General features: G+C 75.0%; 14 protein-coding genes. 8 read left to right on the top strand and 6 right to left on the bottom strand.

From position 1 onward, the window contains the following. Positions 1-84: 84 nt before the first annotated feature. Positions 85-930, bottom strand: coding sequence for a spermidine synthase (locus GA0070623_RS01085; protein WP_172898354.1), 846 nt, complete (start codon positions 928-930; stop codon positions 85-87). A 193-nt stretch (positions 931-1,123) separates the two neighbouring features. Here GA0070623_RS01085 and GA0070623_RS01090 point away from each other — a divergent pair, with 193 nt between their 5' ends. After that, positions 1,124-1,456, top strand: coding sequence for a hypothetical protein (locus GA0070623_RS01090; protein ID WP_067312816.1), 333 nt, complete (start codon positions 1,124-1,126; stop codon positions 1,454-1,456). A gap of 18 nt (positions 1,457-1,474) precedes the next feature. Here GA0070623_RS01090 and GA0070623_RS01095 read toward each other — a convergent pair whose 3' ends face one another. Next, the gene (locus tag GA0070623_RS01095; protein WP_067312814.1) at positions 1,475-1,828 is read right to left on the bottom strand and encodes an STAS domain-containing protein; all 354 of its coding nucleotides are present in this window, start codon (positions 1,826-1,828) and stop codon (positions 1,475-1,477) included. Positions 1,829-1,925: 97 nt separating this feature from the next. After that, positions 1,926-2,312, bottom strand: a complete 387-nt coding sequence (locus tag GA0070623_RS01100) for an STAS domain-containing protein (RefSeq protein ID WP_231932614.1) — start codon at positions 2,310-2,312, stop codon at positions 1,926-1,928. 214 nt (positions 2,313-2,526) lie between these two features. Here GA0070623_RS01100 and GA0070623_RS01105 point away from each other — a divergent pair, with 214 nt between their 5' ends. From GA0070623_RS01105 to GA0070623_RS01125, 5 genes are all read left to right on the top strand, one after another. Continuing rightward, positions 2,527-4,305 (top strand): PP2C family protein-serine/threonine phosphatase, encoded by a 1,779-nt coding sequence (locus GA0070623_RS01105; RefSeq protein ID WP_067312811.1) that lies wholly within the window; start codon positions 2,527-2,529, stop codon positions 4,303-4,305. After that, positions 4,302-5,363: a cobalamin B12-binding domain-containing protein gene (locus GA0070623_RS01110; RefSeq protein ID WP_067312809.1), complete on the top strand. Its 1,062-nt coding sequence runs from the start codon at positions 4,302-4,304 to the stop codon at positions 5,361-5,363. Before GA0070623_RS01105 ends, GA0070623_RS01110 begins: the two co-directional genes overlap by 4 nt. Before the next feature lie 85 nt (positions 5,364-5,448). Then, complete coding sequence (locus GA0070623_RS01115) at positions 5,449-5,796, top strand: STAS domain-containing protein (RefSeq protein WP_067312807.1); 348 nt, start codon at positions 5,449-5,451, stop codon at positions 5,794-5,796. Between the two features lie 129 nt (positions 5,797-5,925). After that, positions 5,926-6,372: a response regulator gene (locus tag GA0070623_RS01120; RefSeq protein WP_067312804.1), complete on the top strand. Its 447-nt coding sequence runs from the start codon at positions 5,926-5,928 to the stop codon at positions 6,370-6,372. Between the two features lie 136 nt (positions 6,373-6,508). Then, entirely contained in the window at positions 6,509-7,036 is a 528-nt protein-coding gene (locus GA0070623_RS01125) for an ATPase (protein ID WP_067312801.1), read from the top strand. Between the two features lie 24 nt (positions 7,037-7,060). Here the strand turns inward: GA0070623_RS01125 and GA0070623_RS01130 are convergent, their stop codons facing one another. The 3 genes from GA0070623_RS01130 to GA0070623_RS01140 form a co-directional block, all read right to left on the bottom strand. Next, complete coding sequence (locus GA0070623_RS01130; RefSeq protein ID WP_067312799.1) at positions 7,061-7,900, bottom strand: hypothetical protein; 840 nt, start codon at positions 7,898-7,900, stop codon at positions 7,061-7,063. A 346-nt stretch (positions 7,901-8,246) separates the two neighbouring features. Further along, entirely contained in the window at positions 8,247-8,672 is a 426-nt protein-coding gene (locus tag GA0070623_RS01135; protein WP_067312797.1) for an OsmC family protein, read from the bottom strand. Between the two features lie 79 nt (positions 8,673-8,751). Beyond that, positions 8,752-9,702: a serine/threonine-protein kinase gene (locus tag GA0070623_RS01140; protein WP_067312794.1), complete on the bottom strand. Its 951-nt coding sequence runs from the start codon at positions 9,700-9,702 to the stop codon at positions 8,752-8,754. A gap of 219 nt (positions 9,703-9,921) precedes the next feature. Here GA0070623_RS01140 and GA0070623_RS01145 point away from each other — a divergent pair, with 219 nt between their 5' ends. Continuing rightward, positions 9,922-10,677 carry a response regulator transcription factor gene (locus tag GA0070623_RS01145; RefSeq protein WP_407937958.1) on the top strand — a complete coding sequence of 252 codons (756 nt, stop codon included), beginning with the start codon at positions 9,922-9,924 and terminating at the stop codon, positions 10,675-10,677. Further along, entirely contained in the window at positions 10,655-12,463 is a 1,809-nt protein-coding gene (locus GA0070623_RS01150; protein ID WP_089003851.1) for a sensor histidine kinase, read from the top strand. The genes GA0070623_RS01145 and GA0070623_RS01150 overlap by 23 nt, the downstream gene beginning before the upstream one ends. Positions 12,464-12,479 lie beyond the last annotated feature (16 nt).

Below are 12,479 nucleotides of genomic sequence, written 5' to 3' on the forward strand. Positions count from 1 at the left end.
GGCCGTCGGCTGCCGGCTTCGGCTGGGGGCCGTCGGCTTCGGTCGCGGGCCTCCGGTGCCTCGATGTCCTGCCGCAACCGGCGGTCAGCCGGTGAGGTCCGCGTCCCGGGCCGGTCGGGCACCGCCGACGAACCCGTCCAGCGTGGCCCCGTGCAGCACCGCGCCGGGCACCCGGTCGGCGGCGACCCGGGCGGCCAGCCGCCGCACCGGTAGCCGTCCCGGTGTGCTGCCGCCGGCCAGGACCACGTTGCCGTACCGCCGGCCGCGCAGCATCCGCCGGTCGGCGACCAGGCAGACGTCGGCCAGGACCGCGCGCAGGGTGGCCACCTGGACCCGGGTGAAGACCAGCGGCGGCAGGTCGGTGACGTTGACCAGGTAGCCGCCGCCCGGCCGCAGGACCCGGGCCACCTCGGCGACGAACTCCACGCCGGCCACGTGTGCCGGCATCCGGGCACCCCGGTAGATGTCGGCCAACACCAGGTCGTACGCCCCGTCGGGAGTGCGGACGACCGCCTCCCGGGCGTCGGCGATCTCGACCCGCACCCGGGGTGGCAGCGCGGGCAGCTCCCGGTCGACCAGCGCGGCCACGGCCGGATTCCGCTCGACGACCCGCTGCGTCGATCCGGGGCGGGCCGCCGCGACGTACCGGGGCAGGGTCAGCGCCCCGCCGCCCAGGTGCAGCACGTCCAGCGGCCGGCCGGTGGGAGCCGCCAGATCGATCAGGGTGGCCATCCGACGGACGTACTCGAAGTGCAGGTGACGCGGATCGGTGATGTCGACGTACGACTGGGCGACGCCCCCGGCGAGCAGGATCCGCCCGGTCCGCCGGGCCGGGTCGACGACCAGCTCCAACCGGTCGTCGTGGCCGCCCTCCCCGGCGGCGACGGTCCGTCCGGCGGCGTCGGCGGGTGGGGCGCCGGCAGGGTCCATGCCGGCACGGTAGCCCGGAACCGGCGGTGGCCGCCCGGCCGGGCGGCTCCGGATGGGCCGTCCCCGGTGCCGGCGGGGTGGGGTGCCACGGTGTCCCCGTTTCACTCGCCGGGGGTGAGGGGCGCTCACCCGTCGGGGGCAGACCATCGGGTCGACCGGAGGTCTTCCGAGGCAGGCGGAAGGGAAGGTCGTCATGAAGAGGATCGTCGAGATCGTCCCGGCTCGTCCCGGCTGGTATTCGCGGTGGCAGATCAGCCCCGAGGTGACCCGCTGCTACCCGGTCAGTCTCTGGGCGCTGGTGGAGGAGGCCGACGGCTCGGGGCGTGAGGTGGTGGGCATGGACTGCGCCGGGCAGTGGCCGGGAGCGGAGGAGAACGAGTCGGGTGGGGGATTCGTCCGGTATCTGTTCCAGCTTCCCGATTCCGGTGCCCCGGAGGACGTGGAACCGTCGTCCCCCGCCGGCCTGCGGTCGGCCGGGCCGCGGCGGCAACCCGCGGCGGCCCCCCGGCCCGTGGTGGTCGCGTGACCACCGTCGGCACCCCGCTCAGCCCACCTCGCGCTCGTCCTCGACGGCGTGCACGGTGGACTGCTCCACGGCCAGCAACTCGGTCAGGCCGGTGCGGTCGAGCAGCTGGCGGAGCCGGGCGCCCACCCCGGTCAACCGGACCGTGCCGGCACCGCCCTGGCTGAGCACCACGAAGGCGCTCAGGCCCGACGAGTCGCACAGACCGACCCCGCCGAGGTCGATCGTCAGCTCGGGACAGCCGTCGGCGCGAACCCCGGCCGCCGCGTCGACCAGCTCCGGCGCGGTGTCGAAGTCGAGGTCACCGGTCAGCCGTAGCCGGGCGTGGCCGGCATCGAGCCGGGTCACCTCGATCGACAGCAGCGGTGGACGCATGCCTCCATGTTCCCAGCAACCGGTGAGCGGGAAACGCCCGGGTACGCACTGGCGCGCGGATCACCCGCCCGGAGCCACCGCTCGGGTGACCTCCCGGTCAGGCGGAGCCGGCCGGGGGCTCCGGCACGGCGGCGGACGGGGCCGGCGCCGGTCGCGCGAGCAGGCTGGAGACCCCGGTCATGTCGAGGATGGTGGTCAGGAACCGGGGCGTGCCCCGCAACCGGATCAGCGTCCCGGCCGGTTGCCCCTCGCGCCAGGCGTGGACGATCACCGACAGCCCGGTGCTGTCGATGAAGAGCAGCCCGGCGAAGTCCAGGACGAGCACCGCTGGCCGGCCGTCCAGCACCCGGTCCACCGCGGTCCGCAGCGGCCCGGCGGTGGTGAAGGTCAGGTCACCGGCGACCACGATGACCGGCGACCGGGGATCCGAGTGGTCGATCGACATGGTCAGCGGGGCAACCTGGGGGTTCCTTCCATGGGTCACCGCAGCACGCCCTTCCCCGGACCCGACCGTCGGGTCGGACTTTGCCGGATCGTAACAATCTCCCCGGGGGTCTGCAGGAGGCGCGATCCGGGGGGCCGGGACGGCCGTGCGGTGGCGGTGTCCGCGTTCCGGCGTAGGCTGGTCGGAACGGAATCGGAACACACGTGCTACCGCCGCGACGGGCGGAGGCGACAAGGGGAGTGGGGCTCAGCTGGTGAATGCTGCCGACGTCAGGGGCTTCGACCCGGGCGACGGACGGATCTCCACGTCGAGTCCCGGACGGGCCACGGACCGGCCCGGCGGCCCGGTCGGCGGGCTGCCGCCGTTGGCCCCGGACCGCGCCGAGCCCGAGCCCGCCTGGTCCGAGGTGGTCGAGCACTTCCGCGAGGGCCTGATCGTCTGCGACGCCGACGGGGTGGTCCGACACGTCAGTCCGGTCGCCGAGCGGCTGCTCCCCGAGGTGACGCCCGGCCACCACCTGGCCGCCGCCGGGGTGGCCGGGCTGACCGGGGTCGGCGCCGAGCCGGCCGGTGTCGCCCACCGGGGCCGGCGGCTGCGGATCCGCCGGGTGCCGTTGTCCGGATCCCGGAGCTGCCTCTATGTCGAGGACGTCACCGACAGCGTGTCCCGCGCGGACGCGCTGCTCGCCGAGCGGGCCCGGTCCGCCTTCCTCGCCGTGGTCGGCGAGAAGCTCGGCAACCCGCTGCACCCCGACCGGGCCGCCGCCGCCGTGGTGCGGCTGAGCGTACCCACGCTGGCGGAGGTGGCGGTGCTGGTGCTGGCCCCCCGGTCCGGGCGGGCCCGGTGGTGGCGGGCGACCCGCGCCGACGACGACTCCCCCCGGGTGGACAGCGGCGTGCTGCCCGCCACCGCGCTGCCACCGGCGATCACCGAGGGCCTGTCCGGGGTGGAACCGCACGCGGTGGACTGGCTGGTCGAGCAGGCCACCGACGCCGGCTGGCTGCCGGGGCTGTCAGCCGGGGAGGTGACCGCCTGGGCGGTCCCGCTGCCCGGCCGGGACACCCCGGCCGGGGTGCTGCTGGTGGCCCGCCGGGCCCGTGGGTACGACGACGCCGACGTGGCGCTCGTCCGGGCCTTCGCCGCGCGGGCCGGTGCCGCCCTCACCACAGCGGTCCTCTACCGCAACCAGACCGAGGTGGCCGACACCCTCCAGGCCAGTCTGGTGCCGGTCGAGCCGGCCGACACCGACGGCGTGCAGTGGGGCACGGCGTACCGGCCGGCCCAGGCGAGCCTGCGGATCGGCGGGGACTTCTACGGCGCGCACCGGCTGGCCGACGGCGGCTCGGTGTTCTTCCTCGGCGACGTCTCCGGCAAGGGGGTGGAGGCCGCTGTGTTCACCGGGCAGCTGCGGCAGTGCCTCCAGGCGCTGTACCGCATCGAGTCGCGCCCCGGCCGGCTGGTGAAGCTGCTCAACGACGCCCTGCTGGAAACCACCCAGGCGCATGGCCAGGGCCGGTTCGCGACCATGGTGCTCGGGGTGGTGCGCCCGCAGCGCGACGGCGGCCTGTCGCTGACCATGGCCGGCGGTGGGCACCTGCCACCGCTGGTGCTGCGCAACTCCGGCGAGGTCGAGCCGGTGCCGCTGAGCGGCATGCTGATCGGCGTGGTCCCCGATCCCCGGATCGGGGAGGTCACGGTGCGGCTGGCGGCGGGGGAGACCTGCCTGCTCTACAGCGACGGGGTGACCGAGGCGCGGGGCGGTCGGCGTGGTGACGAGCAGTTCGGCCAGGACCGGCTGGTGCGCGCGGTCACCGGCTGCCACCGGATGCCCGCCCCGGCGCTCGCCGAACGGATCGAACAGGTCACCGGCGACTGGTTGGCGCACGGCGACCACGACGACATCGCGGTGCTCGCGTTGCGGGCCACCGGCCCGGGGGGCCGTCCGCAGCGGCACCTGCACTCCGTCCCGGCCCTGACCGAGCCGGCCGCGGACGGCGGGGAGCCGGCCACCGAGCGGACCGCGCCGTCGTGACCGCACCGGCCGAGCCGTCCCACGCGCCGACCGCGGAACCGTCGCACGCGCTGGCCGACTTCCTGGCCCGCCTCGCGGAGGCCGACGAGTTCGGCGCGATCGAGGTGGCGACCGGGCTGCTCGACGCCGGTGTCCCGGCGGAACGGGTGCTGCTCGAGCTGGTGGCCCCGGCGCAGAGCGAGGTGGGGGAGCGGTGGGCGCGCAACGAATGGAGCGTGGCGCAGGAGCACGCCGCGACCCACATCAGCGAACGGGTGGTGGCCGCGATCACCGCGTACGCCGATCCGCGGCCCACCCGGGGGCGGATCGTGGTGGCCTGTATGGACGGCGAGTGGCATGCCCTGCCGCCCCGGCTGGTCGCCGAGGTGCTGCGGCTACGCGGCTGGCAGGTGACCTTCCTGGGGGCCAGCGTCCCGGCCGCCCACCTGGTGTCGTACCTGCACCGGCACGACGCGTACGCGGTGGCGTTGGCCTGTGCCCTGCCGATGCGCCTGCCGTACGCGCACCGGATGATCGAGGCGTGCCAGCGTTCGGACGTACCGGTGGTGGTCGGGGGGCGTGGGTTCGGTGTGGACGGTCGGTGGGCGCGGCGGCTCGGGGTCGCCTGGGCCCCGGACGCGCCGGGCGCGGCCGACCTGGTCGCCGACGAGCGGGCGTTGCGCCGGGTGGTCCCGACTGACCTGTCCCACCTGGCCGACGACGAGTACGCCAGCCTGGTGAAGCGCCGTGGCGAGCTGATCGACTCGGCGCTGGCGGACCTGCGCGCCCGGGTGCCGTCGGTGGTCGACTACACCTCGGCCCAGTGGGACGCCACGATCAGTGACCTCGGGTACGCGGTGGACTTCCTGGCCGCCGCCGTCTATGTCGACGACCCGGTGCTGTTCACCGACTACGTGGCATGGTGGGTGGCGCTGCTGACCAGCCGGGGAGTGCCGGCGGGCGCGGTCGTGTCGACGCTGGGCCACCTCCGGCACGCCCTGCGTGACTTCCCCCGGGCGGGCCGGTTCGTGGCACTGGGCGTGACGACGGCGGTCGCCTCCGGGACCGTCCCGCGTTGACGCGTCGCCGCAGCCCTCCGGAGCCCGCTGCGTATACTTGCCGCACTGCAAGGATCTGCCTGTGGTGTGAGCGAGAGGGACGACGTTGACCTTCACCGTCACACACGCCGAGCGGGAGGGGAGCGGCGTGTGCCTGCGGCTCGCGGGCGAGCTGGACCTCGGTGCCGCCGGGACGCTCAACGCCGAGATCGACCGGCTCACCGCCGCCGGTGAGCGGCACCTGCTGCTCGACCTGACCGAGCTGACCTTCTGCGACTCCACCGGCATCGCGGCCTTCGTGCGCGGTGACAACCTGGCCGTCGCCCGGGGCGGCTGGCTGCGGCTGTCCGGGGCGACCGGCCGGGTGGACCGGGTGCTGCGGATCACCGGCCTGGCCGACGTGTTGCGTTACCAGCCGGATACCGTCGACCCGCGGTCGTCGTCCGCCGTGTGATGGGTTAGGTTTCCCCGCCAGCGGGTGACGAGCCGTCGCCGCCTCTCGGGGACGGCCGCGTTCGACCAGCCCGTCAGCGGGGTACCGAGACCGTCGTCCCCCGATCGCCGAAACAGACAGGTTGAACCCATGGACCGAGGCGCCACGAACCCCGTCCGCATCCTGGTGGTCGACGACGACCCGGGTGACGTGCTGATGATCGAGGAAGCCCTGGCGGATTCCGAGATCGCGAAGGTCATCGACGTGGTCGGTGACGGCCAGGAGGCGATGGAGTTCCTGCGGCGGGAGGGTCGGCACGTCGACGCCCGTCGCCCGGACGTCATCCTGCTCGACCTGAACATGCCGCGGATGGACGGCCGTCAGGTGCTCGGCGAGGTCAAACGGGACGAGGACCTGCGCACCATCCCGATCGTGGTGCTGACCACCTCGAACGCGGACACCGACATCGTGGGCAGCTACAGCCTCCAGGCCAACGCCTACGTCACCAAGCCGATCGACCTGGACGACTTCAACGACGTGGTGCGCCGGATCGACGAGTTCTTCGGCCGGGTCGTGGTGCTGCCGAAGCGTTCCTGACGCGTGGACCGCCCCGGTTCCTCCCGGGGCGGTCACCCCCGGTCGCCGAGAATTTTTCGCGAACCCCCTCGGCGAGGGCCGGCTGCCGCGAGGATCGAGCGGGGACAGACGTACCAGTTTCTGGGGGGCGACACGCATGAGGTTCTCCGTCGTTGATTCCGGCTACGACCCACGGCAGGTCGATTTCTGCCTGGACGAGCTGGCAGTCCGGTTGACCCGGCTCGCCGCGCGGGCGGAGGTGCTCGCCGGTGCGGAGCGGGACGCCGACCAGCTCCGCCAGGAGGCCACCCTGCTCCTGGCGCTGGTCGACCGCCGGCGGGCCGACGGTGACCGGGCGGCGGCCCGGCCGGCGGACGATCGCACGGCGGTGGACCTGCTGGCGCGGGCGCGCGGTGAGCTGGACGCGGCCCGCGAGGAGGCCCGGTACGTCCGGGAGCGGGTGTACGCCGAGGCGGTCGAGGCCCGGCGCGAGTTCGAGGCGTCGTTGCGCGCCCGCCGGCACCGGGCGGACCGGACGGACCACCTCCTCGGCGGGCTGACCGTCGAGTCGGTGCCGGTGGACACCCCTACCGCGGCCGCCGGCGGTGTGCCGGCGACCCGGCCGGCCACCGGCACCGACGAGGCGCCGGTCGACCAGCCGGAGCCGGGCACCCGGGTGGCCTGAGCTCGCCGGCCGCCCGGGGGCGGCTCAGGTCAGCGCGTCCACCACGGCGGCGGCGCGCTCCTCGTGCCGCGCGTACGCGCCCGGGTGGGCGGAGACCTGGACGGCCTGCGCGGCGGCGGTGACGCTGAGTTCCGGCCAGTCGGGGACCTTGACCAGCGCCGAGTAGAAGGCCCGGGCCGCGTAGGCGGGGCGCATCAACTGGGCGACGGTGCCCCAGCCGCTGCTCGGGCGCTGCTGGAACAGGCCGACCGAGTCGTGGTCCGATCCGCTGCCCTGGTGCGGGTGGTCGTACGACTCGGGCAGCACGTCACTGGCGAGGTTGCGCAGGTCGCTCTCCTGCATGGCGCAGGCGACGGCGACGACCAGGCCACGCCGGGGCACCCCCAGGTCGACGCCCACGTCGACGATCACCCTGGCGTTGTCCATCTGGAGCTGGGTGAGCCCGGCGACCGGGCGGGGGCGGGCCGGCTTCTTCGGCGTCGGGCTGGCTCCCCGGGCGGCCGGGGGGCGGCTGCTGGTCGGGGCCGGGGTGACCGGGACGGCCAGCGGCGAGGCGGCCCGGTCCCGGGAGCGGGAGGCCCGCTGCTCGTCGGCGGCCCGGTCGACCAGCACCTCCTGTACGGGTTGCTCCTGCCGGTCGACGCGCTGGACACCGGCGAACGCGACCAGCCCCAGACAGCAGCTGACCCCACCGGCGAGGGCGAGCCGGGCGGGGGTGGAGGCGAACGCGGCGCGGGCACCGCGCCGGGGCGGCTCCGGCGCGCGGTGCCGGCCGATACGTCGTTCACCCGGGGTCGCCTCGTCGGGGCGACCCGCCGGGGGCTTCCGGGGCGGCTGCGGCGCGGTGGTGTGGTCGTGATGCACCCGCCGAGGCTAGAGAGGTTTCGCCCCCGGATCCCCGTCGGTACCGGTGGGCTGTGCCCCAGTTCACCACCGTTCCGCCGAACATCTAGTGCGAAAACCAGCAAAAGACGTAGAACGCGCAGCAGTGTCCGACCCTCACCCCCTCACCCCCTCACCCCCTCACCCCGTCGACCTGAGCGGGTGATCAAGAGCTTTGGGTCACGCGCGGGCGGGCGGGGTGACGCAAAGCTCTTGATCACCGCGTCGGCCCGCGTCGGCCCGGGTCGACCCGGGCCGGGCGGGTCGGGCGGGGTCGGGCGGGGTCGGGCGGGGTCGGGCGGCCGGGAGGGGACGTGGGAGCGGGTGCTCAGTGCCGGCCGTTGTCGGCCGCGCTCACCGTCAGCCGGTGCCGGCTGTTGTCGTCGCTGGAGAAGGGCCAGAGCCGGTCGGCGCAGGCGACCAGTTCGGCCAGCTGGTCCCGGCTCAGCCCCACCGACGAGATGCTGGCGTGCACGTCGGCCCGGTACCGGCCGTCGTCGTCGCGCCCCAGCCTCGCCTCGGCGGTCACCTGCACCGTGTGCGCCTCGTCGGTGATCTCCCCGGCCGCCTCGACCGCCGCGTGGTGCAGGCAGGAGGCGAAGGCGGCGGCGAGCAGCTGCTCCGGGGTCAAGCCGCTGCAGTGCGGTGCGAGCGGCGACGCCAACGCGGTGGAGAGCCCGCCGTCGTCGGTGCGTACGTGGCCGCCCGTGGCGGTCGCGCTGGCCTGGTGCAACCAGGAACTCGGATCCGGCATCGCGTTCCTCCCTCACTCGCCGGCCGGATTCCCGGCCACGAACGGGTGAAACGCCGGGCCGGTGCGCCGACGGCCCCGGTCAGACCGGCCCGGTGCGGGTCCAGTCGGGCAGCGCCACCGCCTCGGTCGCCTCGGCGGCGGCCCGCTCGGTCCACGGCGACACCGGCGCGGCACGGGGCCGGGGCACCGAGGCCAGCATCGGCACGTAGACCCGGGCGTCGACCACCTCGGCCAGCTCCAGCGCCGCCACCAGGCTGCTCGGCCGCCGGCCGGGGTCGTCGTCGAGGCAGCGCTGGCACAGGTCGGCCACCTCCGCCGGCAACCCCGCGATCGGCGGCAACGGCTCCGGGACGATCTGCCGGCGGGCACCGAGCAACTCGGTGGCGGTGGTCCCCGCCGCGTACGGCAACCGTCCGGTGAGGCAGTAGTAGAGCAGCACCCCCACGGCGTACATGTCGGCGGCGGGGGTGGCCGGCTGCCGGTCGAACTGCTCCGGGGCCAGGTAGGCCGGTGTTCCCACCACCATCCCGTCCGGGCGGTGGTCGGCCGACCCGGCCGGGGTGGCGATGCCGAAGTCGAGCACCTTCGCCCCCGACGGGGTGAGCATCACGTTGGCCGGTTTGACGTCCCGGTGGACGATGCCGTGCGCGTGCGCGGCGGCGAGTGCGGCAGCCACCTCGGCGCAGACCCGCACGGCGATGCGCCAGTCCAGCGGCCCGGCCCGCAGGTGCGCGGCCAGGGTCTCCCCCTCCACCAGCTCCATCACGATGTACGGCATCTCCCGACCCGGCAGCGTGGTGGAGGTGCCGAAGTCGTGGACGCTGGCGACGTTGGGGTGCACCAGGCGGGCGGCGGACCGGGCCTCGGTCCTGATCCGCTCGACCGAGGTCTCCTCGCCCCGGTGCGCGGGCGACATCAGCTTCACCGCGACCGGCCGGTCCAGGACCACGTCGTGGGCCCGCCACACCTCGGACATGCCACCCAGGCCGATGCGCTGTTCGAGCTGGTACCGCCCGGCCAGCGTCCTCATCGACCCGCTCCTGTCCATGCCGATCGCGTCGCCGGGGTGGCGATGGCGCTGCCGAGCCGGTACCCGGCGGCTGTGCTGGGCAAACGCTCCCACACCGCCCTGGCTGCCGGATCGGGCCTCCCGGCGTCGGCCGGCCCGGTACGGTCGAGCGGGGCCGCCGCCACGCGCACAGCGGGCGCACAGGACGCGCACAGGGCCGGGTCAGTAACCGGTCCCACGATGGGGGGCATGGTGACCGACGGGCAGACCGCACCGAGCCGGATCGAGTTGCGCCGCCCCGACGGCGAGCCGGTCCGGGTGCTGGTGGTCGACGACGAACCCACCCTGACCGACCTGCTGTCGATGGCGCTGCGGTACGAGGGGTGGCAGGTCCGCAGCGCCGGTAACGGCATGGCGGCGCTGAGCGCGGCCCGGCAGTTCCAGCCCGACGCGGTGGTACTCGACGTGATGCTGCCCGACCTGGACGGCTTCCAGGTGCTGCGCCGGCTGCGCGAGCAGACCCCGACCGTGCCGGTGCTCTTCCTGACCGCCCGGGACGCGGTCGAGGAGCGGATCGCCGGGCTCACCGTCGGCGGCGACGACTACGTCACCAAGCCGTTCAGTCTCGAGGAGGTCATCGCCCGGCTGCGCGCCCTGCTGCGGCGGACCGGTTTCGCGGTGACCGCCCGGGAGGAGGCGGTGCTCACCGTCGGCGACCTCACCCTCGACGAGGACAGCCACGAGGTGCGTCGGGGCGACGACCTGATCACGCTGACCGCCACCGAGTTCGAGCTGCTGCGCTACCTGATGCGCAACCCGCGCCGGGTGCTCAGCAAGGCGCAGATCCTGGACCGGGTGTGGAACTACGACTTCGGCGGCCAGGCCAACGTGGTCGAGTTGTACATCTCCTACCTCCGCAAGAAGATCGACGTGGGACGGGCGCCGATGATCCACACCCTGCGCGGCGCCGGCTATGTCCTCAAGCCCGCGTCGTGACCGTCCGGGCCGACCGCGCCCCCGGCTGGCGGGCTGGTCGCCGCGCCCCCGGCTGGCGGGCTGGTCGCCGCGCCCCCGGCTGGCGGGCTGGTCGCTGCGCCGTCGGCTGGTGCTCGCGGTGGTCGGGCTCCTCGCACTGGTCAGTGTGGGCATCGGTGGGCTGACCACGGTCGCGCTGCGACACTTCCTGATCTACCAGGTCGACAGCCAGCTCGCCGGGGACAACCGCCGCTACGACGGTCGGCTGCCGTGGGCACGGCCCGGTGACCCGCAACGTCCCCTCGACCAGGCCGACGGCCGGCAGACCCCGCCCGACCCGCCGCCCACGTTCCCGGTCGGGTCGATCGGGATGCGGGTCACCCCGCAGGGGCAGCCGTCGGCCCGGATCCGGACCGGCTCCGGGGCGACCGCCGCGCTCACCGCCGCCGAGGTGACCGCGCTGACCAGGCTGCCCAGCGACCGCGCCCCGCACACCGTCGAGCTGGGCGAGCGGGGGGACTACCGGGCGGTGGCCCGCCAGCTCCCCGACGGCGCCGTCGTGGTCTTCGCCATCCCGCTGAACCTGGTGCAGGAGACGGTGTGGTGGATGGTGGTCGCCCAGGCGGGCGTCGCCACCGCCGGCCTGCTCGTCGCCGGCAGCCTGGGCGCGTTGATCGTCCGGGCCACGCTGCGGCCGTTGCACCGGGTGGCGGCCACCGCCGGCCGGGTCGCCGAGCTGCCGCTGGACCGGGGCGAGGTGGCGCTGTCGGAACGGGTGCCCGCCGCCGACACCGATCCGCGCACCGAGGTGGGGCAGGTGGGCGCGGCGTTGAACCGGATGCTGGGCCACGTCGCCGCCGCGCTCGCCGCCCGGCAGGCCAGCGAGACGCGGGTACGCCAGTTCGTCGCCGACGCCTCGCACGAGCTGCGCACCCCGCTGGCCGCGATCCGGGGCTACGCCGAGGTAGCCCGCCGGGGCCGGGACCGGGTGCCCCCGGACGTGGCCCACGCGCTGCGCCGGGTGGAGTCCGCCAGTACCCGGATGACCAGCCTCGTCGACGACCTGCTGCTGCTGGCCCGGCTGGACTCCGGTCGTCCGCTGGCCACCGGACCGGTCGACCTGACCGCCCTGGTGGTGGACGCGGTCAGCGACGCCCACGTGGCCGGTCCCGGTCACCGCTGGCAGCTCGAACTGCCCGACGAGGCGCTGGAGGTACCGGGCGACGCTGTCCGGCTCCATCAGGTGGTGGCGAACCTGTTGGCCAACGCGCGGGTGCACACCCCGCCCGGCAGCACCGTCACCACCCGGCTCGCGGCGTTGGCCGGCGCGGTGGAGATCAGCGTCACCGACGACGGCCCGGGTGTGCCGGCGGAGCTGCGCGACGAGGTCTTCGAACGGTTCGCCCGGGGGGACAGCTCCCGCTCCCGGGAGCACGGCAGCACCGGCCTCGGCCTGGCCATCGTGGCCGCCGTGGTGGAGGCCCACCACGGCACCGTCGCCCTGGAGAGCCGGCCGGGCCGGACCGTCTTCACGGTACGGCTGCCGAGTGCCGACGTGCCCGCGCCGCCGGACCCCACCGTGCCCGCACTGCCGGACTCCGACGTGCCCGCGCCGCCGGACCCCACCGTGCCCGCACTGCCGGACTCCGACGTGCCCGCGCCGCCGGACCCCACCGTGCCCGCACTGCCGGACTCCGACGTGTCCGCACCGCCGGATTCCACCGTGCCCGCGCTGCCGGACCCCGACGTGCCCGGTCGGCCGGATCGCGGGTTGCCCGCGCCGCCGGATTCCACAGCCCACGCATAGCCGGAGCACGGGGACG

Origin of the sequence: Micromonospora rifamycinica (assembly GCF_900090265.1) — a bacterium.
Classification (GTDB): Bacteria; Actinomycetota; Actinomycetes; order Mycobacteriales; family Micromonosporaceae; genus Micromonospora; species Micromonospora rifamycinica.

Excerpts from the sequence above, each read along its gene's own strand:
- GA0070623_RS01150 (WP_089003851.1), top strand. The coding sequence starts at position 10,655 with ATGTCCTCAAGCCCGCGTCGTGACCGTCCGGGCCGACCGCGCCCCCGG.
- GA0070623_RS01120 (WP_067312804.1), top strand. The coding sequence starts at position 5,926 with ATGGACCGAGGCGCCACGAACCCCGTCCGCATCCTGGTGGTCGACGAC.
- GA0070623_RS01090 (WP_067312816.1), top strand. The coding sequence starts at position 1,124 with ATGAAGAGGATCGTCGAGATCGTCCCGGCTCGTCCCGGCTGGTATTCG.
- GA0070623_RS01125 (WP_067312801.1), top strand. The coding sequence starts at position 6,509 with ATGAGGTTCTCCGTCGTTGATTCCGGCTACGACCCACGGCAGGTCGAT.
- GA0070623_RS01145 (WP_407937958.1), top strand. The coding sequence starts at position 9,922 with ATGGGGGGCATGGTGACCGACGGGCAGACCGCACCGAGCCGGATCGAG.
- GA0070623_RS01095 (WP_067312814.1), bottom strand. The coding sequence starts at position 1,828 with ATGCGTCCACCGCTGCTGTCGATCGAGGTGACCCGGCTCGATGCCGGC.
- GA0070623_RS01140 (WP_067312794.1), bottom strand. The coding sequence starts at position 9,702 with ATGAGGACGCTGGCCGGGCGGTACCAGCTCGAACAGCGCATCGGCCTG.
- GA0070623_RS01135 (WP_067312797.1), bottom strand. The coding sequence starts at position 8,672 with ATGCCGGATCCGAGTTCCTGGTTGCACCAGGCCAGCGCGACCGCCACG.
- GA0070623_RS01085 (WP_172898354.1), bottom strand. The coding sequence starts at position 930 with ATGGACCCTGCCGGCGCCCCACCCGCCGACGCCGCCGGACGGACCGTC.